Here is a 22,968-nt window from a genome sequence, read left to right on the forward strand (position 1 = left end):
CAGTACTCGCCCCTCCTTCACCCAGCCTCCTACATGGGCGCCGTAAGCATCGTCGGTGGCGTTGAACAACAGCAGGTCCAAGGGCTGCGCAACCGATACGCGAGCTGTGATCCGCGTGTCGGCCCGCAGTTCACTGGAACGCATATCAGGTGGAGCCAGGTTGAAGTGCCGGAGCGTCGCAGGCGAACAGTTGGCAGTTCGCCCCCGCCGTCAGGCCGGGAAGGCCAGCGCCCTCCGGCGACCCTGGAAACCGGGAGCCCACAAACGGAACGGTGCAGAAAGCGGCCGATAGTTGGTGCGGCAGTGCATCCACGGCCCTGTCGTCCCCGAGGCCGAACCGGGCAGGGTGCCCCACTCACGCGCACCTCTCGGGCGGTTGGGGGCAGCCTCTACGACTCATCTCAATCGGTGGTCAGAGTCTGCGGAATGTGTTGGCCGGGCGGGCACGGCAACGGCGGAAGCGGCGGCGGCCATGTCGACCGAATCGCTGGCGCGGTGGGCGCAGTCGAGAGAGATGACTTGTCAGCCTTCACGCGCGTCTCCGAGCGACACCACGTCGGCCATATCGGGGGCCTCAATGGTGAGCGGCTTGTTGAAGTCCAGGAAGGTGACGTTCAGGTCCAGCGGACCGTTGCCGGTCCCGGGGAAGAACTTCTCGTCGTGCGTGCCCCTGAGGCGGAACTGCTTGGTGTGGCGGTCGCCGTCGACCCACAGGTCCATGGTGAGCGGTTCGGTGATCTCCAGCCCGTAGAGCTGGTCCAGCCGGTCACCGGTCACGTCGTCCATCGCGACGGTTCCCGCGTAGTGGACCGTGCTCGCGCCGGCGACCGTCTCGGTCCCGACCATCTTGAGGTCCTTGGACCCGGTAAGCAGCACGGCCTGCTCGATCGGATTTTCCTCCAGTACGTCCGGCAGTAGGCCGAACGCCTGGTTCTCCGAACTCCCACGTCCCCAGACGGCCGGAGCGGCGCTGAGCCAGCCCTTGTGGTCGGGCCGGCGGGCGCGCAGCGCGCTTCCGCCCGCGTACATCGTGTCCTTGACGAACCGGAACTCCATCGGCCCGTGCCAAGCCGTGCCGGACTCGGCCGTCACCTTCATGTTCATGGCCCAGGGCTTCGTGGTCATGGAGACCTCGCCTTTGACATGCCCCATGGACGGTACGGTCCCGGCGATCCGGTAACGGAGCGAGGTGAAGTTCTCGGTGCTCTGGGCTGCCTTCGCCACGACTGCTTCGGGCTTCTCTCCGGCTATGGCATCGGTTCCTGCAGCCGCGGTCGAGTCGACCGCGGCCCTGCGCGCGGAACTGTCCGCGGAAGGAGCCGTGGAGTCCTTCCCATCGGCTGCGGCGCAGGCCACGCTTCCTCCGGCGAGCAGCACACCCGCGCAAGCGGCGCGGATCATTCTCCGTGGCAGCGTGCCATGCAACCAGAACTGCACAATTCCCCCATAGGGCGAAGATCCATGTCAGGGCCGCGAGGGGGTTTCCGTGACGTTCGGTAAGTCCTGCGGCCTGTTGGACGTATGTTCACCTCACATGAATCCGCTGGTCAAGTGCGTTCATGGGCGTCGCCAAGCTCGACACCCGGACCGGTCGCGTCCGGTCCTTCGCCCAGACGCTCACCGAGCGCCAGGGCGAACGGCTCCCGCAGCGACTCGAAGCCGTCCGTCAAGACGATTTACCCAGCCTCCACACTCTCGCGCCAGGAGTCGACCGAGACCGCGAAGCTGTCATCGCTGGCCCGGCCCTGCCCTGGAACTCCGGTGTTGTTGAAGGCCACGTCAAGGGGATCAAGATGTTCAAGCGGCAGATGTTCGTCGGCCGAGCCAGTTTCAGCCTGCTACGCAAGCGCGTATTGCTGGCCGCCTGATCAACCACCCGACTCCCGGTGATAGGACTTGCCTCCACGGAAAAGTGCGACAGCATGGACGCAGAAGTGGCAATCAGCCTGATCCGTACGGCCGCTGCAGACTTGGCCATGGAACCCTGGCAGCGTCTCTCGGACGCCTACCTGGCCCAGTTGGGCCTGGACGCCCTGATGGCCGGCATCGAGGCTCCGTCGCTTCTCCTACTGGCCGGCCTCGCGCGTGGTGAGCATCCCCAGGCCCGCGAACTGTTCGACCTCGTGCTGGAAGAGTTGGGTCTGTTTCCGCTTACCTCGGACGATCTCGCCAAGGCGCGATGGACCGCGGTCCAGTGGTGGGCCGGCCAGATCGTGGCGTGTCAACTCGATCCCGTACATGGAGCGAAGCTGGTCCATGAAGAAGCTGCAGCCGAACTCGACTACCCAGATGTTCTGCAACCCATCGTTGATCTGGCGAGAACGCTCGACCTGCCGAACCATCAACCTCCAGACCAGCAGCACATTCACGATCGGGTAACCTCCACGGCGCGAGACTTTCTCGCCACAGAAGCGAACCGGAACCGTAGCCTTTGAGCTACGTTGCAGAACGCACCGTGACCGTTTCGCGGAAAGCGTGCCAGAACCGAGATTCGTGAACAAAGTCCCTTGGATTTGTTCACGAGATTGGGTTCTGGCTCGATATTTGTGGAGCGGTGACGCTCGGTGTTGTTGAAGGCCACTGTGCATGGTGATGTGCCACCACGACCGACGGAAGTGTCGGTGGGACGGACGATAATGCCGTTCATGGCAGATCGCAGTCCGGTCCTCCGGATCATCACCTCGGCAGCGCGGGAGTCCCTGAAGCCGCTCGGTCTGGCCCAGCGCGGGCGGTCGCGGCTGTGGATCGATGATCACGAGTGGTGGCTCGGGGTTGTGGAATTCACTCCGCCACGGACCGCCGGCAGCGGTCTGCACGTCGGTGCGATGTGGCTGTGGCACGACGTGGACCACCTGGCCTTCCATGCAGCCGCAGTCCGGACCGGCACCGAGCCGTTTCGCGCCGAGGACCAGTTCACGTCGCTGGCACTCGAACTCAGCCGGCAGGCGGCTGCGAACGTGGCCGCGCTGAGGGAGAAGTTCCTGGCCCTGCCGGACGTAGCCCGGTACCTGACCTCCAGGCCGGTGCGACGGGGATTCCTCTGGGACAGCTTCGACGCCGGGATAGCAGCCGCTCTGACCGGAGCCCCGGCCACGGCCCGCGAACACCTCGAACGAGTCCTTCGAGAGGACCCACTGGCCCCGTGGATGGTCCAAGCCCACGAGAAGGCACGCGAGCTCCACGCCATCGCACCAGATCGCGACGACGTGACTGCCTGGGTCACCCGGGCCGTCGACTCATGCCGGAACAAGCTGGGCCTGGATCCCGTGACCCTCGCGATCAACTGAACGGACCCACTCGTTGAGCAACAAAGCTGCAGTCAGGCCAGCAGGACTCGCTTCCGCAACAGCCCGAAGCCGGCCCGGCCGTACATCTGGCGCTCGAGCATCTTGATCCGGTTGACATGGCCTTCGACCGCGCCAGAATTCCAGGGCAGGGTCAGCCCTGCGGTGACAGCGTCGATGTCGCGGTCGATGCCAGCCTCGAGGGTATGGAGGCTGGGCAGGTCATCCTGTTGGACGGCGTCGAGCCAGACCGAGAGCTGCTGGCCCCGGCGGTCGGTGAGCATGGTCGCGAAGGACCGGACGTGTCGGGTGAGGGCGTCGAGTTCGGGGCACTGGGTGCGGACGGTCTTGAGCTGGAGTTGTTCGGGCTCGGTGAGGGCTTCCGGGCGGCTGAGGATCCGTCCGGAGACGGTTCGGGGCGACGGCGGCCGGGCGGTCATCGGTCGCGGTGAGGTGCGCTTCTTGTGTAGGTAGACCCTGATGAGGCACGGAGTCACAGAGCGAGAGGGTGACACGAGGCGGTCAGCCCTCACGCCACCGGTTCAGTACGTCCAGCCGTAGGCGTCGGACGGCGATCCGCCGGTGGCTATGCCCGCACCCTTGGCGACGTTCAGGTTGGCACCGATGATGTAGCCGCCGCCGTTGACGTAGGTGGCGACCCATTCGTACGAGGTGTCCGTGGTCATCGGCTGGAACATCTGGGTGTAGCACTTGCCGGGCGGCACCCCCATGTAACCTCCATTGCCCCAGTACACGTTGGTCTGGTATGAGCCCCACGAGCACACTTCGAACTGCCAGGCCGGAACTGCCGAGGCCGACGACGTGAGCCCCAGGCTGACAAGGCCCGCCGCTGCGGCGACCACCGCGACGGCGCGGGCGCGCTTCTTGAATACCGACGTCATAGAGCTGTCTGATTCCTCACGTGAATGACGCCGCGGCAGTCAGCCGAAACCCGGCCAACGCCTGCGACACAAAATGGAGTTGCAGCCGCCAGCCTCTCCGAACGGCGGAGGTGACACCTCGTTCCTCAGAGGTGAGCGAGTAAAACGCGCAGATCTTGTGCCCGGTTCAGGGCGGGATTGCTCCGCACGGCCTCGCTCGGCGGCCCTGATGTGGGGGCCGCCCATGTACACACCGCCGTAGCGCGGGCCGGCGTCTAAGCCCCGCTGCGGCGTGGGGTCCCCAGCCGCGAATCGGCCCTCGCCGAGATGCGGCTGACGGCGCGCAGGATCTCGTCCCGGTTCCTCGCCCGTTTGATCCATACCGGGAGACGGGCCACCAACGTCATCCTCTGCCCGGTGTCGTACCAGGGGGCTCGTTCCCGCAGCGGTGCCTGGACGAAACGACGGATCAGATCGAGATGTTCGAGGTTGTACGCCCACAACCACCCGTGCCGGGTCTCGACCTGGAGCCACAGAGGCAAACCGAAGTACGGATCCGTCGCGGGCTGAGCTGTGCCGGCAGAGAGCTCGACACGACTGCCGCTCCACACTCGGGACAGTCCACAGCCTCGGCAGACCAGACGGCGCGGCCTGAACAGGATCCGACCCGCGGGATCGGAGTCTTCGGGGGCGGGAACGACACGAGCGGCCTTCTCGCAACCAGGGCATCGCACGATGATCAAGCTGATGAAGTCGTACTCGGTGTTGCGCGGATCCCGGAACCGGACGGAGAACAAGGCCATGCGGTGAGTATGCAACTGCCTGCGTCGTCCGGCCTCGAGGACGATGGAACCCATGGATTCACTGCTGCACCAATTGCCAGCGGCTTTCTGGACCGTTCCGTACGTGGGCTCCCGGTTTCCGGGGGCGCCAGGGGGTACCGGCCTTCCCGGCCTGGAAGAGGGGGCGAACTGTCAGCTGTTCGCTTACGCGGTGCTTCGGCACTTCAGCCTGGCTCCGCCTGATCTGCGGTCGAGCGAGCTGTGGGCCGATACGCGGGCCACAGCTCGTGTGTCGGTTGCGCAGCCGCTTGACCTGGTGCTGTTCAACGCAACCGATGATGCTTATGGCGCTCATGTAGGGGTCTGGGTGACGGAGGGGCGAGTGCTGCATCTGTGTGCGGAGGTGGGGCGCCCGGCAGTCTGGGAAGTGACAGATTTCGCGAAACGACAGCGTTACCGGGTCCTGATCGGCTTCAAGCGTGTGGTCGCGACCGCCCCTGGCGGCCCCGATCCGATGCCGTGATCACGCGCTTGCATCCACGTGGTCGTCTCAGCTGCTGGTGAGGCAGTTCCCCAGCCAGTTCGCTTGCTCTGCGCGATCGACTCCGCCGTCGCCGCTCACGACGTAGGTCAGTGCGTCAACTACAGCTCTCTGGACATGTGGCCGGTCCGGTTCAGGTCGTATGTCGCAGCCAGTGGCCGCGTCGTCGCTGTAGGGGCCAAACGTCCTGTGGCACGTTGGCGTGACTTTTCCGGCGAGCCGGATGGCTGTTGACCCTCAAGTCGCCGCCGCACTCATTCCAGATCCTGAGCGCGGCATCGTTGAGCTGGAAGCCTGCAGCTGTCAGTTACTGCGTCCAGTCCCGCGTGGTGATTGTGCGACCTGTTGTCCACCCGGCGGCGCGTAGTGGTGCCTTTGACGGTCTCGCCTGGTGGTGAGGGCCGTGTCGGGTTTCTAGGCTGTTGCCCGTCGGACTCGATAGTTCCAGCGTGTAAGTGATCGGACGACGGTTTCGGCGCCGATGGGGTTGGCGCTGTGGACGAAGACTGTTCCGATGCGGAATGGCTGTCCGTTGAAGGCGGCTTCTTCCATGAGGGTGACGACAGGCAGGATGCTGTCGTCACCGCCGAGGTCGTGGTCGAGCCAGAGTTCGTCGATAAAGCTGTCGCGGTGTTCTTGTAGGAGCTGGATGCCTTCGTCGCTGGTGCGGGCGATCCGTGTGGCTCTGGGCAGGGGCCGGAGGTCGTCGATGCCTAGGATGACGGGTGTCGGTGCAAGCGGGTTCTCTGTCACCTGGTCCATCTTCGCAGTGGGGCGGCTGGTCGATCTGACAAGGCGGTGAGGTCGTGTGAGGTGCGGTGCGGTGTAGTGGCCGCGTGGGGAGCGGTCGCTTGCGTGGCGAAGGGGCTCCATGAGGTTTCAGCCGGACGGTCGGGCTCAGTGACGGGGTCCGTTCCTGGTCCGGATCGCCGCTGACGGCCGCCATCCCCACCGCGCCCATGCGCTCGCCGCGGTGGCTTCGCCGGCCCGCGCGCGTCATTTCGGTGTTGCCTCCCGTGAGGAGATGCTGCTCCACCGCGCTGACGCCTGTTCTGGCGGCTTGTACGACGGCTACGGGGTCGAGGTGACGGGTTACCCGGCAGGGTTGGTCGGTCGCTGCCGCCCGTGCTGCGATCACCGCCGATGCCATCTTCCTGCGGCCTCTTCTCGACGATGCCGACCCGGCCGTCCGTATCGACGCGGCCTATGCCCTGGCCACGGCCTGTGATCACGATGGGGCGGTCCGTGCGGCCTTCCGGGTTAGGTTCGATGTCGAGCAGGATCCGACGGTCCGCGCCGCGTTGCTCCTGGCCGTCGCCGAAGCCACCCGTGCCCACCCTCACCCTCCGACAACGGCATGGCTGGAAGAGCAGTGGCAGGAGGCGACACAGGTGTCTGAGGCCCGACTGGCAGCCGCCATCGGCTGGCTCTGTCTGACCGACGGCCCCGCTCCAGACGGCCTGCGCGCTGCCCTCGACGACCTTGCCACTGACGCACGCGTCCGCAGCATGGATACCTTGCCCTGGATGGCTGCGGTCGGCGGCTCCGGGGAGAGGGGGCTGCGGCGCTGCATCCGGGAGATGCTCCATCCCGGGCAGGCCGAACCGGTCGGCCAGGACGACCCGTGGGCCCCGTGGACTCCGGCCTCTCGGTGAGGGCAGGGTGGCTGTGCGGCATGTCATGCGGGCGGCCTGCCGGCTCACCGGTGTGCTGACGGTGCCCACGGCGGCGGGAGGTGACGGCGGACGGAAGTGGTGGCGTCGCACTGCTTCTCGACGGTGCCGTGGAATACGGCCTTCGGTGGCAGGGGTATCGCACCGGTTGGCGTCCGCTCACGCCTTCGTCGTCATGCGGGCACAGGGCCTCGCCTCGGGCCTTGTGCATCGTCCGCGGCTGGACGGTTGCCGCGGTTCGAGCCGGTCAGGAGGATCCCGGAGCACAGACTGCGGAACGGGCGTCCAGCTTGCGGTGGGGGCCGAGCAGGTTGACGTCCCAGTACGTACGGTCGTAGCCCAGGCCCCAGGCGGCGAAGTCCCGGCTCATGACGGCCTTGTAGAAGCTGTTGTTCGGACTGGGGTCGGTGGCCATGTCGGCGAAGTAGTCGTCGTTGTCGTAGCCGGAGAACATGAACTCGTAGATGCGCTCGGAGAAGACGCCCGCGTCGCTCAGCCGGGTGCGCAGGTTGCGGCCGTCGCTGCCGACCGAGGTCAGTCTCTCCATGCTCGCCATGTCCCGGGCGTGGCCGCGGCCCACGTCGTCGGCGCGGTCGGAGACGAGGAGGGGCGGCAGGTCCAGGCGTGCCCGTTCCTTGTTGATCTCGCAGGTGAGGTGGTCGACGTCCGGGTAGTACTGGCGTGCCGCGGCCGGCGTGGACACCGGCGCTGTCGCGGCGGCCGCGGGATGGGGGCCGAGCAGGGCGACGGCGGCCACCGCCGCGGCGACGGCTGCCGCACCGCTTGTGCGCTTCACGAGGGTTCCTCCCGGGACACGACAGGCCGGCCCACCGCCGGTGCGGTCACCGTGTCAGCCACCCTGCCCTGCCCGTCGGCAGCCACGCGGGGGAATCACCCGCGCGGACTCCGTGCGGCACCCGGACGCTCCACGGTCAGGCGGCGGTCCCGTCGAACCACGCGGCGACAGCCGGAAACCACGCCTCCCGAACCCGACGCCGTCCCTTCGAACCGGTCCGCGGCCTCGGCCAGGTAGGACAGGAACCCGGTCGCCGGTTCGGGCGGTCGTCTCCGGCCGTGGCACGCAGCGCGGCGAGCATTCCGTGCAGCGCCTTGGATCCCCGGGCAGCCAGGGGGGTTCGAACGCGGTCGCTCAGGTGTTGTGTCTCGCAGTCGCTCAGGCGCTCGGGCGCCCCGAGAGACGGGCGTCTTGAGTGCCGACCAGGGTGCTGCCGTTGAAGAGGCCGATCTCCACCGTGGCGTAGTGGATTCCGTTGGAGTCATTGGCGTAGGTGTTGTAGGTGAACTCCCTGCCGCAGCGGGTCGTGTAGCCGTGCCAGGGCCAGTAGTGGGTGCTGCCGTGGTAGGGGACGGTCACCAGTCGGATGCCGATCTTCGGGCCGTCGCAGCGGGAGTTGCTGGGCTTCAGCTGCATCGTGACAGCGGTGAGGCTGTTGGGGCCGCCCCACTGGAAGAGTCCGTGGGAGTCGGCGTAGCCACTCAGGGATCCGGCGGTGCTCGTGCGGTTTCCGGCGGCCGCGGCGGTGGCGGTGTGGGGGGTGAGTGCTGGAGTGCGGTCGGTGTGCCAGTTGGCGGGCGTGGCCGCCGTTGCCGGACCGGCGGTGGCGAAGACGGCAGCACCCGCGACCACTGCCGCGGCTGTTCGAGAGAGTTTCATCTCAGCTCCGGTGTAGAGGAGGAACCTGCGTCGAACTGAGCTCCAGTGCCCGGTGTCCCGGACCGGCGGCTTGTACGGGCCGTTGCTCTGCTTGCGGCCGCCAGGACCCGGGCCTGGTAACTGGACGAGAAATCGGGCGAGTTTGTGACACGCCTCCACCAGATGTGGCCTGCTTCACATGCAGGGCAGGGTGTTGTCCGTTGAGGTCGGGACACCGGTGGTCTGGCGCATCGCGCGGACAGGCGGCATCGGCGCTGCCCGCTCGCACGTCTGCCGGGTGCTGTCTCACGGCACCTCGGCGTGCTCAAGACCGCAGGGCTGGTCACCGAACGGCGCGACGGCAACCGGATCCTCTACACGCTGGCCGAGGACCGCCTGGCCGCCGGCGTCGGCCGGTTCCTCAGCGCCGTATGCCCCGAGCAGATCTTGCTCCGCCACACCACATGGTGTCGGCCCGCCCCCGGAGCGAGGAAGCATGAGACAGCCGCGCCTGGCCAGCGTCATCGAACGACGGCTGCTGGTGAACTACCGGATCGACCCGGCCGCCGCGGCACGCCTGCTCCCCCAGCCGCTGCGCCCGCACCTCGTGCACGGCCACGCCGTCGGCGCGATCTGCCTGCTGCGCCTTGGGCACCTGCGGCCCGCGTGGGCACCCTCGGCGTTCGGGCTGCGCAGCGAGAACGCGGCCCATCGCATCGCCGTCGAGTGGGACGGGCCAGGCGGCGTCCGGACCGGCGTCTACATCCCGCGCCGCGACAGCGCCTCACGCCTCAACGCCTGGGCCGGAGGCCGGGTCTTCCCCGGCGCACACGGCCGCGCCGACTTCGATGTCCACGAGACACCGGGACGGATACACGTCGTACTGGCCACGCACGACGGCGGCACCCGCGCAGCCGTCACCGCCGAGCCGGCCGACGAACTGTACGGCAGCCGCTTGTTCGCCGACCTCGCGGAAGCCTCCCGGTTCTTCCGGAGCGGGGCGACAGGCCTCTCGCCCGGCGCCGACGGCCGCCTCGAAGGCATCGAACTGCGCACCGGTACCGGGCACATGGAACCCTGCCGGATCCGCGCCGCCCCGACGTCACCGCCGCCGCCCGGACGCCGGCCAATGGCCCGGTCCGCGGGACCGGGTTCTGGCTCACTTTCCGTGGAGGGCACCCCGCCGGCCCTGCGGCAGGCCGGGGCGCAAGCAGAGCCTCTGGCGGTGGACCAGCGACCGTCAGGAAACCCCGGGCTGCGGACCGGTATTTCAGGGAGAGATGGTCCAGCGCGGGGCGGTCCGGGCCCAGGCCTTGTCCCACTGGGCGAGGTTGTGGCGCTCCAGTCGGTGGTTGGCGTAGCCGTACGCCGTGGCGCCGATCAGGGGGACCGTGAGGGCGGCGACGAGGGCCCAGCCCATGGCGTGGTTGCGGACCTGCTCCGCGGTGAGGGGCGGGTCGGTGACTTCTCCTGCGGTGTCCACCCAGACGCGGATCTCGCTGCCCGCGGGCAGCGAGGGGCGGACGTAGGCCCGCGCGGTGCGGGAACGTCCGTGGGGGTCGGTGAAACGGACGGTGACCGGATACCTGGCCTTCTTCGCCTCGTGCGATCCCGGTTCCGGGTGGCGTGGTGCGTCCCTGACGAGCACGGCGGGGAGGGTGTAGCGGGTGGCGGCCTGGTGGCGGGCTGTCCTGTCGTAGTGGTGGTAGGCGGTGTCACCGGCCAGGAACATGGCGGTGGGGATGCCGCCCAGGACCGTCAGGAACAGGCCGGCCGCGATCCATCCCTGCACGAGGTCGGCGCGGCGGCGCAGGGGGTTGCGCCGCCATCGCCACAGCAGGACGCGAGGGGGTTCCTCGGGGGGCGGTTCCGCCGGCGGTACCGCGCGGGCCACGGTGCCTCTCCTTCCGTACGAACGTGACACTTCGCTGGGCTTCCAGGACAGGGAGGGTTGGGGTAGTCCGGGGCGCGCCCGCCGCATTCCCCCGCCCGTGCCGGCGCACACGGGGACGACGGCACCTCTCAGACCGGCCCCGGCCGCATGTGCGTGACGTCGCTGACGGCGGCGGTGGAGGGGTGTGCGTGGACGGCCCGGAGGAGTTTGGCGGCGCCGCGGACCGCCGCGGTGTGCGGAGCGGGTACCGGCCGCACCGGAGTGTCCAGTCGGCGGGCGAGACGGTACGTGATGTCGGGGCGCAGTGCGCCCCCGCCCACGAGCAGTGCGCCCCGCCGCAGCGCGTCGGACACCAGTGAGCCGGGGTCCTCCTCCAGCATCGTGGTCACCATCGTGACGACCGCGTCGGCGATCTGCGCGGCGGGGGTGAGGCGGTCCAGATCGACGATGCCCAGCGCGGTGTGGCGGGCGTCGACGACCGCGCCGTCCGCGAGGAGCGTGACCTCGGTGAGATGGGCGCCGAGATCCACGACGAGCAGCGGGCGGATCAGGTCGGCGTCCACGGACACCGCGGCGGCGCGCGCGGTGGGGACGGTGAGCACCGTACGCGGACGCAGGATCTCCACCGCGGTACGGGCCTCGGTGCGGTAGGCGACTCCGCCCAGGACCGGCGTGGTCAGGATGATCACGGGACGGCCGAAGCGGGGCAGGCGGTGGCCGAGCATCCGGTGGAGCATCCGGGCGGTGCCGGGGGTGTCGACGATGCAGCCGCGCTGGATGGGACAGACGGAGGCGGCGCCCTGGAACGTCATCGTGGGCACGTCGATGATCGTGCGCCGCCCGGACAGCCAGGCACGGGTACGGGTGCTGCCCAGATCGAGGGCGATGCCGCAGTTGTTCCGGGCCCAGGACCACGGGCGACGGCGGGCGGACGGGGGTCGGGAACCGAGCGGAGTGGTCACCGGTCCGCCTCCCGGACCTGCTGGCAGCGGGCGCAGTAACGGGCCTGCGGCACGATCATCAGGCGTTCGAGGGCGACGGATCCCCGGCACAGTTGGCAGGTTCCGTAGGTGTCCTGGTCCATTCGCGTCAGGGCGGCCTCGACGTCGGAGAGGACCATCACGGCGGAGGCGGCGAGGGAGACGCACACCTCGGTCCGGGACGTGTCCCCGCGGTCGGGTGACGCGTCGGCGCGGGTCGTGGCGGTGGCTGAGAGCTGCTGCAACTGCTCCTGACGGAACTGGCGTTGCTCGTGCAGGTTCGCGCGCAGTGCGGCCAGGTCCTCGGTCGAGAGGTTTCTGCTGCGGTCGTCGGTGGTCTGCTGGTTCACCATGTCACCCCTTGGGCAGGGCGGAGAAGGAAGGCAAAGGGGTGGTCGTCAGCCGGCGTCGTGCTGGCAGGGGACGCAGTAGCTCGTGTACGGCAGGATTTCCAGGCGCTCGACGGGGATCGTCCTGGAGCAGCCGCGGCAGCTGCCGTAGGTTCCGTCCTGGACGCGCGTGAACGCGGCCTCGACCTCGGCGAGGACCCGCCGGATGGTCTCCTTCTGCGCGGACATCACCTGCTCCCCCGCCTCGGCCCCCGCCTCCTCGACGGCCTGCAGCTGTTCGAGGCGGGAGGCGCGTTCGTGTTCGAGGCGCCGGCGGGCCTCGTGGGCCGTCAGCCGCTCGGGGCGGGCTTCGGTCTGGGGGGTGTCGAGCGACATGGCGGGTCCTTCTTTCGGCGGGGCGCGGCGCGCCGCGAAACGGTCGGGTCGGGGGCCGGGTGTGCACCTCTGGTGCTCCGGTGTCTCCAGACTGGCCGGTGCACGGCGCGAAACCCATCGGGCGCGATGCCCATCTGCGGCCCGGCCCGGGGCCGCGGCGGCGTGGGCAGTCCAGGTCCGCCATATGGGCATCGGAGCCCATAGACGTGAGGTCCGGCGGCGGGCAGGTTGGGAAGTGGGCCGGTCAGGGCCCATGAGCGCGCTTCCCGCCGAGGGTGCGCGGTGACCGACACTGGAGACAAGGCCGTGTCGAAAAGAGAGGCGTCATCCGGTGTCACTGTTCTGGCGGATCTTCGCCCTCAACGCGGTCGTGCTGGGCGGCGCCACCGCGCTGTTGCTGTGGGCTCCGGTGACCGTGTCCGTGCCGGTGGTGCTGACCGAGGCGGTGATCCTCGTCGCCGGCCTGGTCGTGATGCTCGTCACGAACGCGGCCATGCTGCGGATCGGTCTGGCTCCGCTCGAACGGCTCACCCGGCTGATGACCACCGTGGATCTGCTGCGCCCGGGGCAGCGGCTGCCGGATCAGGGCCACGGTTCGACGGCCGAGCTGATCCGCGGCTTCAACACCATGATCGAGCGTCTCGAGCGCGAGCGGGCCACCAGCAGTGCCCGGGTCCTGAACGCGCAGGAGGCCGAGCGTCGTCGTATCGCGCAGGAACTGCACGACGAGGTCGGGCAGACCATGACGGCCGTCCTGCTCGCCCTGGAGCGGGCCGCCGCCGAGGCGGACGAGCCCCTGCGGGGTGAACTGCGGCAGGTCCAGGAGATCACCCGGGGCAGCCTGGACGAGGTGCGCCGGCTGGCCCGCCGACTGCGGCCGGGGGTGCTGGAGGATCTGGGTCTGATCAGTGCGCTGACCTCGCTGACCACGGAGTTCTCCACCCACGCGGGACTGCGCGTGGTCCGCGGCTTCTGCTCCGGCCTGCCCGAGCTGGACCAGCAGACGGAACTCGTCCTGTACCGCGTCACCCAGGAGGCCCTGACGAACGCGGCGCGCCACGCCGAGGCCCACGAGGTCGAGGTGAGCCTGCACCACACCGACGAGGCGGTGGTGCTCACCGTCACCGACGACGGCCGCGGCACCGGCGTAGCCCGCGAAGGCGCGGGCATCCGCGGCATGCGTGAGCGGGCCCTGCTGATCGGGGCCACGCTCGACGTCGCCTCCCAGCCCCGGGCCGGTACGCGCGTCCGGCTGACCGTGCCCGTACCCAGGAAGCAGCGATGACCGCACCCGACAATCCCGTGATCCGTGTCCTCCTCGCCGACGACCACGCGCTGGTACGTCGCGGAGTGCGCCTCATCCTCGACCGGGAACCGGACCTCGAAGTGGTCGCCGAGGCCGGTGACGGCGCGGAGGCCATCGAAGTGGCCCGCACCCACGAAGTGGACCTGGCGGTACTGGACATCGCCATGCCGCGGATGACCGGGCTTCAAGCCGCTCGCGAACTCGTCGCCCTGAAGCCCGGGGTGCGGGTGCTGATGCTGACGATGCACGACAACGAGCAGTACTTCTTCCAGGCGTTGAAGGCCGGCGCCAGCGGATACGTGCTGAAGTCCGTGGCCGACCGCGACCTGGTGGCCGCCTGCCGAGCCGCCATGCGCGACGAGCCCTTCCTGTACCCGGGCGCGGTCACCGCGCTGATCCGGCACTATCTCGACCGGGTCCGCCACGGCGAGGAGGTGCCCGACCAGGTGCTGACCGCGCGCGAGGAGGAGGTCCTCAAGCTGGTGGCGGAGGGCCACTCCTCCAAGGAGATCGCCGAGATGCTCTTCATCAGCATCAAGACCGTTCACCGGCACCGGGCGAACCTGCTGCACAAACTCGGCCTGCGGGACCGCCTCGAACTGACCCGCTACGCCATCCGCGTCGGCCTCATCGAGGCCTGACCCACCGACCGCCTCAGGGCGCCGGCCGCCCACTCCCCGGCCGGTGCCTTGAGGCCTCCTGGCCCTCTCAGCCGACCGGCACCGACACGCGAAGGGGACGGGGCATGTCACGCTGCACGCCCACGGCCCCATACGCGAGTGGCCTGCTCAGGGACATCGTGCGGGCCGTCCTGCTGGTCGTCCTCACTGCTCTGCTCGCCACATCCGCGCCCGCGCCCCCGCTCGCCGCCGTGTGCGCTTCCCCGCCCGCCGCCGCGTCCGTGTCGGCCCCCGACCGCCCGTACGCCGACGACGCGGACTCCGCCGTGTCCACCACCGCGACCCGCGGCCAGCGCGAGTCGAGCGCTGAGCGTCATCCGCCACTGCTTCCCGGCCCCGCCGTCACGCACAGGGGACCCGCGGGTCCACACCGGCCCGCGCCGACATCGCTGCGACCGCCGTCGTCCGAGCGGCCGCCGACCCGTCACGCGACACGTGCACCTCCTTCCCCTCCGGTATCGAGACCTCTCCCTTCCTTCCCCTGACCGCGGTCGCAGAGTCGGCCGCGGCATGTCTGCCGGAGGCCCGCCGTGCAACGATCCCCGCGCATTCGAGCGCTGATCGCCCTGACCGCCGTAGCACTGTCCCTGTACATCGCGTTCACCGTGCCCGTCCGCCTCGGGCTCGATCTGCGCGGAGGCACCCAGTTCGTGCTGGAGACCCGCCCCACCACCGCGGACGACGCCGACAGCGAGGCCACGGAACGCACCCTGGAGGTGCTGCGCGGCCGTGTCGACGCGCTCGGCGTCACCGAACCCACCCTCACCCGTTCCGGCACCGACCGGATCGTCGTCGAACTGCCCGGCGTGCAGGACCCCCGCAAGGCGGCGGACGTCCTCGGCCGCACCGCCCAACTCACCTTCCACCACGTACTGGGCACGGCGGCCGACACCGCCACCCCACCCGAATCGCTGCCCGAACGGCCCCACCAGCTCGTGCTGGCCGACGAGTCGGGCCAGGCCCTGCGCCTTCAGGCAGCCTCCCTGACCGGCAAGGCCGTCGACAAGGCCACCGCCCGCTTCGACCGGCAGGGCGGCGCCGGATGGCATGTGACCGTCGACTTCGAGGGACCGGGTAAGGAGGGATGGGCCCGTCTGACCGGTGAGGCCGCGTGCCGTCCGGACGGGGACCCGGCCCGCCGGGTCGCCATCGTGCTCGATGACAAGATCGTCTCGTCGCCGCAGGTCGACCCGTCCGTCGCGTGCGGCTCCGGCATCAGCGGCGGCTCCACCCAGATCACAGGGACCTTCGACGACAGCGAGGCCCGCGAGCTGGCACTGCTCATCAACGGCGGTGCCCTCCCGGTGCCGGTCGAGACGATCGAGCAGCGCACCGTCGGCCCCACCCTCGGCGCGGAGGCCCTCACCGCCAGCGCCTGGGCAGCCGCCGTCGGCACCGCACTGACCTCGCTGTTCATGATCGTCGTCTACCGGCTCATGGGGGTCCTGGCCGTGGTGGCACTGGCCTGCTACGGCCTCATCGCCTACGCCGCCCTCGCGGCCCTGGGCGCCACCCTCACCCTGCCGGGCCTCGCCGGGTTCGTCCTCGCCATCGGCATGGCGGTCGACGCCAACGTCCTCGTCTTCGAACGTGCCCGCGAGGAGTACGCCGCCCGCTCCCGCCCCACCCCACGGGCATCGCTCAGCGCCGGGTTCCGGGGGGCGTTCAGCGCGATCGCCGACTCCAACGTCACCACCCTCATCGCCGCCGGACTGCTGTTCTTCCTCGCCTCCGGCCCCGTGCGCGGGTTCGGCGTGACCCTGGGCATCGGTGTCCTCGCCTCCATGGTCAGCGCCCTCGTCATCACCCGCGCCCTCGCCGAGTACGCCGTCGCCCGTCGCGGTGTGCGCCGTCGGCCCCGCCTCACCGGCGTCGCCCACATCGGCGCCGTCCGTGACCGGCTGACCCGCGCGGATCCGCGCCTGATGCGTCACCCGCGCCGCTGGCTCGCCGTCTCCGCCGCCGCGCTCGTCCTGGCCGGCTCCGGCATCGCCCTGCGCGGTCTCGACTTCGGGGTCGAGTTCACCGGGGGCCGTCTCGTCGAGTACGCCACGGACACCCCCGTCGACGCCGACCGGGCCCGGACCGCACTCGCCGACGCCGGGTTCCCCCGCGCCGTCGTCCAGGCCTCCGGCGAGAACCAACTCACCTTCCGCACCCCTCATCTCACCGACGCCGAGGCAGCCTCGCTCACCGCAACCGTCAACGCCCTCACGGGCAAGGCCGATCTGCTCCGGGACGAGACCATCGGCCCGAGCCTCGGCAAGGAGCTGTGCCAGGGCGCGCTCATCGCCCTGACCGTCGCCCTCGTCGCTCAACTCTGCTATCTGGCGGCCCGCTTCCGCTGGCTGCTGGGGACTTCGGCGGTGGCCGCCCTCGCACACGACGTCGTGATCCTCGTCGGCGTCTTCGCCTGGCTCGGCAAACCCATCGACGGCGTCTTCCTCGCCGCACTCCTGACCGTCATCGGCTACTCGGTGAACGACTCCGTCGTGCTCTTCGACCGGATCAGGGAACTCGCCCGCCGCGACCGCGAAGCGCCCTTCGCCCGGGTCGCCGACCGGGCACTGCTCCAGATCCTGCCCCGTACCGTCAACACCGGTATGGGCGCCGCGTTCATCCTCACCGCGCTGGCCGTCCTCGGCGGCGAAACCCTGACGGACTTCGCCCTCGCCCTCCTGATCGGCCTGGCGGTCGGCACCTACTCCTCCATGTTCACGGCGACGCCTCTGGCGGTGGAATTGCACGGTCGGGCTTAGGAGTTGCCGGGCCCTTGTCCGAGGGGCGGGGTCGCCATCGGCGTCATGACAGGAATGCATTGGCGCCGATGGCTGTTTCCCGCGCCCGGCCGAAGGGCGTTCTGGCACTCGGCGGACCGCCTCAGCGGTGGCGAGGCGTAACTTACGTCTTTCACGGCACGGTGACCGTCACTGCAATCTGGCTGCGGCTCCACTCCTGAGCCCACCCCATCTACTTCCGATTCATCCTGGCCTATAGCAGGACAGGGCGGTTGGCGGACGCATACTCGTCCGCGATGTTGAACACGCTGGCGCAGTGTGGGCATTCGGCCTTGCCGAAGAGGTGGGCGATTCCGTCGGCGAGTGCCTCGTGTCCGTCGCGGACAGCAGTCTCGTGCATCCAACGGCCGGTGCCGGAGAGCTCCTCCAAAGACGCCGGCCGCAGGCCGCGGCGGTTCACATCGCCCAGGTTCCAGTCCCGGATCGCCGCATAGCGCCCGTGGTTCCCGATAGCGATCGTGACTTTCATGGCGCAATGGAGGCAGACCATGTGATAGAAGTCGTCCGTGAAATCTCTCAGGACGGCACTCCAGTGGTACTCCTCCCTTGCCGCAAGTAGATCGAGGAATGCCTCTAAGTAGTCGACCGGTCGCGATTGCAGGTGCCGGTCCAGCAGTTTGCGGAACTCGGCGATCGCGTCGGCGCAGTCCGCCAGCAGATCGTCGCAGCCATGGTGCCCGGCCACACCTCGCAGTATCGCCCCGGCCGGTCCACGCGCCTGTGCGCTCCTCGATGCGAGACCTACCAGGCTCGGCAGGGCGGCAAAGCCGGCGGGGAAGACAAGGTCGTGTTCCGGCACCAGCCGATATCCCAGTTCTTCCCATGCTTCGGCGTCGTCCTCGAACTCCACCCGTTCCAGAAGTGTGGGGACTCGATCGACATCCCCGTAGCAGTCGTGCATCTGCGTCCAGTTCACCACCTGAGCATTAAAGCGCCCGCGTGGCAGCCGGGGTGGACATCCCTGTTCGATACTGACGCTCCTTTCGCCCCAGGGTCACCTTCACCGTTTTGCAGGTCTGTCTGCGGCCGGGTCTCCAAACTGCTGCCACACAGCCCGTCAACGAACGCTGGAAAAGCCCTGCCAAGGTGGCATTGCCATCCGGACCACTGCAGCGGAGATTCCTTGCCATTCTGATGGCCAGGGGTGCGCGTACCAGAACAGCTCCCGCCATGCCGGGGGTTGGTCCAGCGCCACCGACAGAGCGGTCTCACCTGTCGATAGCCCACGGTGTTGGCGCTGCTCCGGCGCGCGATCTGCTGCAGCTTCTGCTCTTCCTGGTTGGTCAATCTGCACACTCACGCGGCATCAGCCACTCACGCCTCCAGCGTCGGATCGAACGTCATCGCCATCCACGTGCTGCAACTACCACCCCGGCGAGCCTTTCCAGTCACAGCACCGATAGGACTCCGGTAGGTCCATCTCGGTCTTGGTGTCGTGCGTGTCATGACAGGCACGACCCTGTGGCAGATGGTGCAAACGCCGGCCCAGCACTTCAGGATTGCTGGAGAGTGTCCAGGATCTGGTAGAGGGTAAGGCCAGAGTGGGCTTTTTGGGCCACACGCTGTTCGGTTGGTCGAATCGCGCCAGCGATCAGCTGGAGCGGCACCTTCCCCGCCGTCGGCCATCTAGGTTCTGTCTCTTTGGTCAGCGTCGTGTCCAGATGAGGATGGCGGCGAGGTGGAGTGCGGCCTGGTAGGCGATCGCGAGTTTGTCGGTTCGGGTGGCCAGGCCGCGCCACTGTTTGAGGCGGTTGATGCACCGCTCGACGGTGTTGCGCTGCTTGTAGGCATCCGCGTCGAAGCCGGGCGGGCGCCCGCCCTGGCGGCCCCGCCGCAGACGATGGCCGATCTGGTCCGACGGCTGCGGGATGACCGCGCGGATCTGCCGGCGGCGCAGGTGGCTGCGGATCGCGCGGGACGAGTAGGCGCGATCGGCCAGGACCATGGTCGGACGGGTCCGGGGCCGGCCGGGGCCGGTTCTCGGCACCCTGATGCGGGCCATGACTGTTTCGAAGGCAGGGGCGTCACCGGCCTGGCCTGCGGTGACGGCCAGAGCCAGCGGTCGTACGTGGCCGTCTGCAGCCAGGTGGATCTTGGTGCTCAGCCCGCCACGGGAGCGTCCGAGTGCGTGGTCGGCCGGCTCGTTGCGGCCTTCGGCCCCCTTTTGAGTGCTCCGGCGGCGTGCTGGTGGGCTCGCACGACGGTGGAGTCGACCGACACGGTCCACCCGATGTCATCGACGGCATCCGCTGCCGCGAGGACGGCGGCGAGGATGTTCTCCCACGTGCCGTCGACGGCCCACCTGATCAGCCGCTTGTGAGCGGTCTGGAACGAGCCCAACTAGTCGGGGAGGTCTCGCCAGGGCGAGTTGGTGCGGTACTTCCACGCGACGGCCTCGAGCGTGCACCGGTGATCGGCCCACCGCCGTCCGCGGACCGGATCGGCCGGCATCAGCGTCTCGATCCGATCCCACATCGCATCAGTGATCACTAACCGGACAGGCGCATCCGACCAACTGATGAGCCCACCAGAGAGACACGCTCCAGGCGCCTACCCAGGACTCGCCCTGGGGACGAGGAGTTCGGGCTCCTCGATCTGCGGCGAGCAGCCCCTTCAGACGGTAGACAACCAACTCAAACGTGTTCCCCCTCTCCGCACACCGGACAGTGCCGCTCAACAACCGAAGTACCGACCGGATGACCGTAAAAGACGCATGATCTCACCCACCCACGCCTCGTCACACTCTGGCGAATCTGCAGCACGGCCGCAGCCTCGACCCCGACGGCTGGATACAGCGGGTACGCTGAGCACCCGGACCGCTGCGGGCCGTCAACATCCAGGGTCGGATGTGTCCGCCGGGGCCCAGTACCGATCACCCTCGCGGCGCCCTCGGCGGCACCAGCGGGTCCGACCACAGGTCCGCCGGGAGGCTGGCCCCGTGCTCATGCAAGGGGCTGGCCGAGCCGGACAGGACGTCCTCCAACTCGCGCACGATGTCCCGCAACGGACCCCGCGCGCCCGGCACACGCGCCCGCAGAAAGTCGATCATGTCGTCGGGAAGGTGGACGAGCCGGTCGTCATCGGGGCCGCCGCCGGAGAAGCGAGCGTCGAACTCCCGGCGGGCCGCCGCGTCGTCAGTCATGTCGAACCACAGGACGGCGTGGAAGTAGAGTTCGCGGTCGACCAGTTCGATGAGCGCGACCGTGTTCTCGGGGGTGTATGGCGTGCCGGTCGCGAACATCACTCGCTGATAGAACTCCGGAAGCAGTGCCGGGATGTCTCTCGGCGGCATGGGCACGGCGGACGCCCGACCCGGAGTAGTGCGGGACGGCCGTTCCGGGACCGTCGCGGGACCCTCCACCATGCGGTCGATGGCGAGCGCCAGTGCGTTCGCCGTGCCCATCTCGGCGAACCGAAGGGACCTTCCGGGTCCGTCCACGAACGTGAGCGCGTCCCCACCCGGCAGGCTTCCGAGCCGCGTCCCTGAGATGCGCTCCCGCTCGTACACGCGCATGCGGGACCCGCCTTCTGTGATGAGCAGTCGGCGCGACGTGACGACGGCTACCCGGGAACCCACCTTCTGCTCGGCGACCACGGCGGTGATCCGCTCTCCATCGCGGAGGTGCTCCAGAAGATCCTCCTGCCACTTCAGCAGCAGCCGCCGCTGTCGGGGGTCGTCCACGAGCAGGGCCCGGCGCAGCCGCGGGTCGAGCGCGGGCTGGGACGCCCCGCCGAACCGCGCGGGAGACCAGACCTTGCGGGCGACGGCCACCACCAGCCACAGCAAACCGCCGACTACGACGAGGAAGAGGAAGTTCAGCACAGGTCACACTCCTGGGAGGCGGGACACCTTGCGCGCCGGATCATCAGCGCGCGCGACGGAAGGCGTATGCGGAAACGACGGTCACGACGATCGCCATGCAGAGCCCGGCCGTCAGCGACAGCACCGCCGGCGCTGCCCCCTGCCCGTCCAGATGGCCAAGGAACGTACACAGCAGCCAGGAGCAGGTGCCGGCCACCGTGCCGAGCGTGACGGAATCGAACAGCAGAGGAGCGCTCGGCGGACGGCCGCCAGGCAGTAACCGCTGGATGCCGGCTGGCGCGGCGAGGGCCACGGAAGCCGCCGCGCAGATCAGCGGCGCCGCCAGCACGGGCGCGAGGTGGATACGGAACTGGAATGCCTGGACCGCGCCAAAGAGCATCACAATGCCGGCGATGACCGACATCTGCACCGTCACGCCGTGCGCCCGCCTCCGCTCGGACTCGGCGGCGACGAAGCCTCCGGCCAGGTCGATGACCGAGCGAGCGCGCTCCAGGGTCTCCTCGACATCCCGTCCGAGGTCTCCCGCCGTCTCGGCAAGGCTCGCGGCGAGGACGCGATCGCGCGCGAGGGGTGAGCCGGGCCGTTCGTCGGGTGTCGGGGGGACTGCTGCGCGGAGGTTGGCGAGGATCAGATCACCAGAGCGGGCAAGGGTCGCAAGATCCGCCCGTGCTGCGGCCAGGGTGTGCGTGTCCCCTCGCAGTCGCTCCATGGCGCGTGCCATCTCCTCGGTGAGCCGTCCGAGCGGCGAGGCGGTGGAAAGGGCCCGCGCGTGCCATCGGCCCAACGTGTCCGTCGCGTTCCCGAGGGCCATGTAGTCCGCTTCCACAGCACCGCGCTGGGTGCCGAGCACGTGAAGGTGATGCCGGGCCTGCGCCGCGTGCATCAGGTGGAGCGCGGTCGGGGCGAGATCGGCAGCGCCGTACTCGCTCCAGAACGCGGCGTCCGGACGCCGACCGGGGGGCGCGAGCGCCACCAGACGCCGTTCGCGCGGCCACCGCCCGGCCGGTCCCGGCTCCCACAACAGCACTCCGTCCGCCAAACGGCCCCACGCCTCGAGCCCTACGGGCGGCAGTCCGAGCCGGTCCGTCAGCGCGACTACGCGCGCCCCGGTCCGCCCGTCTCTGCGCCGCGCCAGCCGGCCCACCGCACACAGGACGATCGCCTCTCCGAGTACCCGCTCGTCCGGGGTCGCCTGGCCGGTCGCGCCCTCCCAGCGCGCGAGTAGAGCGGCACCGTCTTCCATCGGTCCCGGCGTGAGCCGGACGGAGAGGCCAGCCAGCTGTCCGCGGGACCACAGCAGCGCGCGATCCCCTGCCGCGGCACTCGTACCGCGCCGCTCCGCCCTGATCCGCCAGGCGGCTTCGGCGGACGTGAGGTCCGGCAGATCGTCACCGGCCGGCCCCGTCATGCCCAACGCGCCGCAGGCCCGCCACAAGGCGGCGAGGCGCTTCCCACCGGGCGTCTCACCGTCACCAGCACGAGCCACCTGAACAACGCCGTGCACGACGAGAACCAGCTCGCTGATCCGGGGGATTCGGGAGCCATCAGGCATCGAGGGCGCCCATCAGCCGGCCGATCTTGTCGAGCAACCGGGGCACACGCTCCAGCACCTCAGGGGGCGGTGGCTCACCCGACGCGGGCGGTCCGTCCGCCCGCACCTCGGCGCTGAGCAGGTCGCTCAGGAGCGTGATCGAAACCTCGACCCCGGCCAGATCCGCGTGCCGCAGCGCCACATCCAGAGTGGCCAGTGACGTCTCGATCTGCTGCCAGCTCACATTCCGCACGGGACGTGCCGCGGCATCAATGCTTTTGACAAGCCTCTGCGCCCGGCGCAATACACGTTTACCGGACGAACCGTTCGTAACCTCGCCTAGTGGCATATACCTGGCAGCCCCCCGCCTTGCGTCCCGTGTGCGGCCTACGCCCGGGAGTGCACGGCAGCATAGC

Annotated in this window: 22 protein-coding genes and 3 pseudogenes; 9 read left to right on the plus strand and 16 right to left on the minus strand. The window is 69.2% G+C overall.

Annotation, left to right across the window (positions count from 1 at the left end):
- Positions 1–522 precede the first annotated feature (522 nt).
- On the minus strand, positions 523–1,224 hold the full coding sequence (locus tag ACIQOE_RS37750; protein ID WP_401416463.1) for a hypothetical protein: 702 nt from the start codon (positions 1,222–1,224) through the stop codon (positions 523–525).
- 335 nt (positions 1,225–1,559) lie between these two features.
- On the opposite strand from ACIQOE_RS37750, the gene ACIQOE_RS37755 reads away from it, so the two are divergent.
- The 3 genes from ACIQOE_RS37755 to ACIQOE_RS37765 all read left to right on the plus strand — a co-directional run bounded on the left by ACIQOE_RS37755 (position 1,560) and on the right by ACIQOE_RS37765 (position 3,287).
- A complete protein-coding gene (locus ACIQOE_RS37755; RefSeq protein ID WP_399013709.1) occupies positions 1,560–1,868 on the plus strand; it encodes a hypothetical protein in 309 nt (102 codons plus the stop codon).
- 54 nt (positions 1,869–1,922) lie between these two features.
- Positions 1,923–2,435, plus strand: coding sequence for a hypothetical protein (locus ACIQOE_RS37760; protein ID WP_399013707.1), 513 nt, complete (start codon positions 1,923–1,925; stop codon positions 2,433–2,435).
- Between the two features lie 186 nt (positions 2,436–2,621).
- Positions 2,622–3,287: a hypothetical protein gene (locus ACIQOE_RS37765; protein ID WP_401416465.1), complete on the plus strand. Its 666-nt coding sequence runs from the start codon at positions 2,622–2,624 to the stop codon at positions 3,285–3,287.
- A 32-nt stretch (positions 3,288–3,319) separates the two neighbouring features.
- Here ACIQOE_RS37765 and ACIQOE_RS37770 read toward each other — a convergent pair whose 3' ends face one another.
- The 3 genes from ACIQOE_RS37770 to ACIQOE_RS37780 form a co-directional block, all read right to left on the minus strand.
- Positions 3,320–3,724: a transposase gene (locus ACIQOE_RS37770; protein ID WP_401416467.1), complete on the minus strand. Its 405-nt coding sequence runs from the start codon at positions 3,722–3,724 to the stop codon at positions 3,320–3,322.
- A gap of 102 nt (positions 3,725–3,826) precedes the next feature.
- Positions 3,827–4,186, minus strand: coding sequence for a hypothetical protein (locus ACIQOE_RS37775; protein WP_401416470.1), 360 nt, complete (start codon positions 4,184–4,186; stop codon positions 3,827–3,829).
- A gap of 254 nt (positions 4,187–4,440) precedes the next feature.
- Complete coding sequence (locus ACIQOE_RS37780) at positions 4,441–4,968, minus strand: hypothetical protein (protein ID WP_401416472.1); 528 nt, start codon at positions 4,966–4,968, stop codon at positions 4,441–4,443.
- A gap of 52 nt (positions 4,969–5,020) precedes the next feature.
- Between ACIQOE_RS37780 and ACIQOE_RS37785 the strand changes: the two genes are divergently transcribed.
- Entirely contained in the window at positions 5,021–5,470 is a 450-nt protein-coding gene (locus ACIQOE_RS37785) for a hydrolase (RefSeq protein WP_401416474.1), read from the plus strand.
- A 432-nt stretch (positions 5,471–5,902) separates the two neighbouring features.
- On the opposite strand, the gene ACIQOE_RS37790 is transcribed toward ACIQOE_RS37785, so the two are convergent.
- From ACIQOE_RS37790 to ACIQOE_RS37800, 3 genes are all read right to left on the minus strand, one after another.
- Positions 5,903–6,250 carry a cyclic-phosphate processing receiver domain-containing protein gene (locus tag ACIQOE_RS37790; protein ID WP_401416476.1) on the minus strand — a complete coding sequence of 116 codons (348 nt, stop codon included), beginning with the start codon at positions 6,248–6,250 and terminating at the stop codon, positions 5,903–5,905.
- Between the two features lie 1,158 nt (positions 6,251–7,408).
- The gene (locus ACIQOE_RS37795) at positions 7,409–7,957 is read right to left on the minus strand and encodes a CAP domain-containing protein (RefSeq protein ID WP_401416478.1); all 549 of its coding nucleotides are present in this window, start codon (positions 7,955–7,957) and stop codon (positions 7,409–7,411) included.
- Positions 7,958–8,335: 378 nt separating this feature from the next.
- Positions 8,336–8,836 (minus strand): hypothetical protein, encoded by a 501-nt coding sequence (locus tag ACIQOE_RS37800; RefSeq protein ID WP_401416480.1) that lies wholly within the window; start codon positions 8,834–8,836, stop codon positions 8,336–8,338.
- A 279-nt stretch (positions 8,837–9,115) separates the two neighbouring features.
- Here ACIQOE_RS37800 and ACIQOE_RS37805 point away from each other — a divergent pair.
- A pseudogene (locus ACIQOE_RS37805) lies at positions 9,116–9,298 on the plus strand (ArsR/SmtB family transcription factor); the annotation flags it as partial.
- A 13-nt stretch (positions 9,299–9,311) separates the two neighbouring features.
- Positions 9,312–9,920 (plus strand): annotated as a pseudogene (locus tag ACIQOE_RS37810) (DUF2071 domain-containing protein); the annotation flags it as partial.
- A gap of 165 nt (positions 9,921–10,085) precedes the next feature.
- Here ACIQOE_RS37810 and ACIQOE_RS37815 read toward each other — a convergent pair.
- From ACIQOE_RS37815 to ACIQOE_RS37830, 4 genes are all read right to left on the minus strand, one after another.
- Positions 10,086–10,709 (minus strand): hypothetical protein, encoded by a 624-nt coding sequence (locus ACIQOE_RS37815; RefSeq protein WP_401416482.1) that lies wholly within the window; start codon positions 10,707–10,709, stop codon positions 10,086–10,088.
- A gap of 128 nt (positions 10,710–10,837) precedes the next feature.
- Positions 10,838–11,671, minus strand: coding sequence for a rod shape-determining protein (locus ACIQOE_RS37820; protein ID WP_401416484.1), 834 nt, complete (start codon positions 11,669–11,671; stop codon positions 10,838–10,840).
- The gene (locus ACIQOE_RS37825; protein WP_365577250.1) at positions 11,668–12,042 is read right to left on the minus strand and encodes a TraR/DksA C4-type zinc finger protein; all 375 of its coding nucleotides are present in this window, start codon (positions 12,040–12,042) and stop codon (positions 11,668–11,670) included. Before ACIQOE_RS37825 ends, ACIQOE_RS37820 begins: the two co-directional genes overlap by 4 nt.
- Positions 12,043–12,087: 45 nt before the next feature.
- Complete coding sequence (locus tag ACIQOE_RS37830) at positions 12,088–12,414, minus strand: TraR/DksA family transcriptional regulator (protein WP_401416486.1); 327 nt, start codon at positions 12,412–12,414, stop codon at positions 12,088–12,090.
- Between the two features lie 331 nt (positions 12,415–12,745).
- Here ACIQOE_RS37830 and ACIQOE_RS37835 point away from each other — a divergent pair, with 331 nt between their 5' ends.
- The 3 genes from ACIQOE_RS37835 to secD all read left to right on the plus strand — a co-directional run bounded on the left by ACIQOE_RS37835 (position 12,746) and on the right by secD (position 17,159).
- Positions 12,746–13,699 carry a HAMP domain-containing sensor histidine kinase gene (locus ACIQOE_RS37835; RefSeq protein ID WP_401416489.1) on the plus strand — a complete coding sequence of 318 codons (954 nt, stop codon included), beginning with the start codon at positions 12,746–12,748 and terminating at the stop codon, positions 13,697–13,699.
- Positions 13,696–14,361, plus strand: coding sequence for a response regulator transcription factor (locus tag ACIQOE_RS37840; protein ID WP_365564514.1), 666 nt, complete (start codon positions 13,696–13,698; stop codon positions 14,359–14,361). The genes ACIQOE_RS37835 and ACIQOE_RS37840 overlap by 4 nt, the downstream gene beginning before the upstream one ends.
- Positions 14,362–14,930: 569 nt before the next feature.
- The gene (secD, locus tag ACIQOE_RS37845; protein ID WP_401416491.1) at positions 14,931–17,159 is read left to right on the plus strand and encodes a protein translocase subunit SecD; all 2,229 of its coding nucleotides are present in this window, start codon (positions 14,931–14,933) and stop codon (positions 17,157–17,159) included.
- Between the two features lie 232 nt (positions 17,160–17,391).
- Here the strand turns inward: secD and ACIQOE_RS37850 are convergent, their stop codons facing one another.
- From ACIQOE_RS37850 to ACIQOE_RS37870, 5 genes and pseudogenes are all read right to left on the minus strand, one after another.
- On the minus strand, positions 17,392–18,114 hold the full coding sequence (locus tag ACIQOE_RS37850; protein WP_401416494.1) for a hypothetical protein: 723 nt from the start codon (positions 18,112–18,114) through the stop codon (positions 17,392–17,394).
- 729 nt (positions 18,115–18,843) lie between these two features.
- Positions 18,844–19,673 (minus strand): annotated as a pseudogene (locus ACIQOE_RS37855) (IS5 family transposase).
- 397 nt (positions 19,674–20,070) lie between these two features.
- The gene (locus tag ACIQOE_RS37860) at positions 20,071–21,021 is read right to left on the minus strand and encodes a hypothetical protein (protein WP_365564524.1); all 951 of its coding nucleotides are present in this window, start codon (positions 21,019–21,021) and stop codon (positions 20,071–20,073) included.
- 43 nt (positions 21,022–21,064) lie between these two features.
- Positions 21,065–22,573 (minus strand): CATRA conflict system CASPASE/TPR repeat-associated protein, encoded by a 1,509-nt coding sequence (locus ACIQOE_RS37865; protein WP_401416497.1) that lies wholly within the window; start codon positions 22,571–22,573, stop codon positions 21,065–21,067.
- Positions 22,566–22,796, minus strand: a complete 231-nt coding sequence (locus ACIQOE_RS37870; protein WP_401416500.1) for a CATRA system-associated protein — start codon at positions 22,794–22,796, stop codon at positions 22,566–22,568. Before ACIQOE_RS37870 ends, ACIQOE_RS37865 begins: the two co-directional genes overlap by 8 nt.
- Positions 22,797–22,968 lie beyond the last annotated feature (172 nt).

It is taken from the genome of Streptomyces sp. NPDC091282 (assembly GCF_044757385.1).
GTDB lineage: Bacteria > Actinomycetota > Actinomycetes > Streptomycetales > Streptomycetaceae > Streptomyces > Streptomyces gramineus.

What these genes read in the sequence shown, in the direction of transcription:
- ACIQOE_RS37755 (WP_399013709.1), top strand. Translation starts at nt 1,560, where the DNA reads ATGGGCGTCGCCAAGCTCGACACCCGGACCGGTCGCGTCCGGTCCTTC.
- ACIQOE_RS37760 (WP_399013707.1), top strand. Translation starts at nt 1,923, where the DNA reads ATGGACGCAGAAGTGGCAATCAGCCTGATCCGTACGGCCGCTGCAGAC.
- ACIQOE_RS37770 (WP_401416467.1), bottom strand. Translation starts at nt 3,724, where the DNA reads ATGACCGCCCGGCCGCCGTCGCCCCGAACCGTCTCCGGACGGATCCTC.
- ACIQOE_RS37775 (WP_401416470.1), bottom strand. Translation starts at nt 4,186, where the DNA reads ATGACGTCGGTATTCAAGAAGCGCGCCCGCGCCGTCGCGGTGGTCGCC.
- ACIQOE_RS37780 (WP_401416472.1), bottom strand. Translation starts at nt 4,968, where the DNA reads ATGGCCTTGTTCTCCGTCCGGTTCCGGGATCCGCGCAACACCGAGTAC.
- ACIQOE_RS37785 (WP_401416474.1), top strand. Translation starts at nt 5,021, where the DNA reads ATGGATTCACTGCTGCACCAATTGCCAGCGGCTTTCTGGACCGTTCCG.
- ACIQOE_RS37790 (WP_401416476.1), bottom strand. Translation starts at nt 6,250, where the DNA reads ATGGACCAGGTGACAGAGAACCCGCTTGCACCGACACCCGTCATCCTA.
- ACIQOE_RS37800 (WP_401416480.1), bottom strand. Translation starts at nt 8,836, where the DNA reads ATGAAACTCTCTCGAACAGCCGCGGCAGTGGTCGCGGGTGCTGCCGTC.
- ACIQOE_RS37825 (WP_365577250.1), bottom strand. Translation starts at nt 12,042, where the DNA reads ATGGTGAACCAGCAGACCACCGACGACCGCAGCAGAAACCTCTCGACC.
- ACIQOE_RS37830 (WP_401416486.1), bottom strand. Translation starts at nt 12,414, where the DNA reads ATGTCGCTCGACACCCCCCAGACCGAAGCCCGCCCCGAGCGGCTGACG.
- ACIQOE_RS37840 (WP_365564514.1), top strand. Translation starts at nt 13,696, where the DNA reads ATGACCGCACCCGACAATCCCGTGATCCGTGTCCTCCTCGCCGACGAC.
- ACIQOE_RS37865 (WP_401416497.1), bottom strand. Translation starts at nt 22,573, where the DNA reads ATGCCTGATGGCTCCCGAATCCCCCGGATCAGCGAGCTGGTTCTCGTC.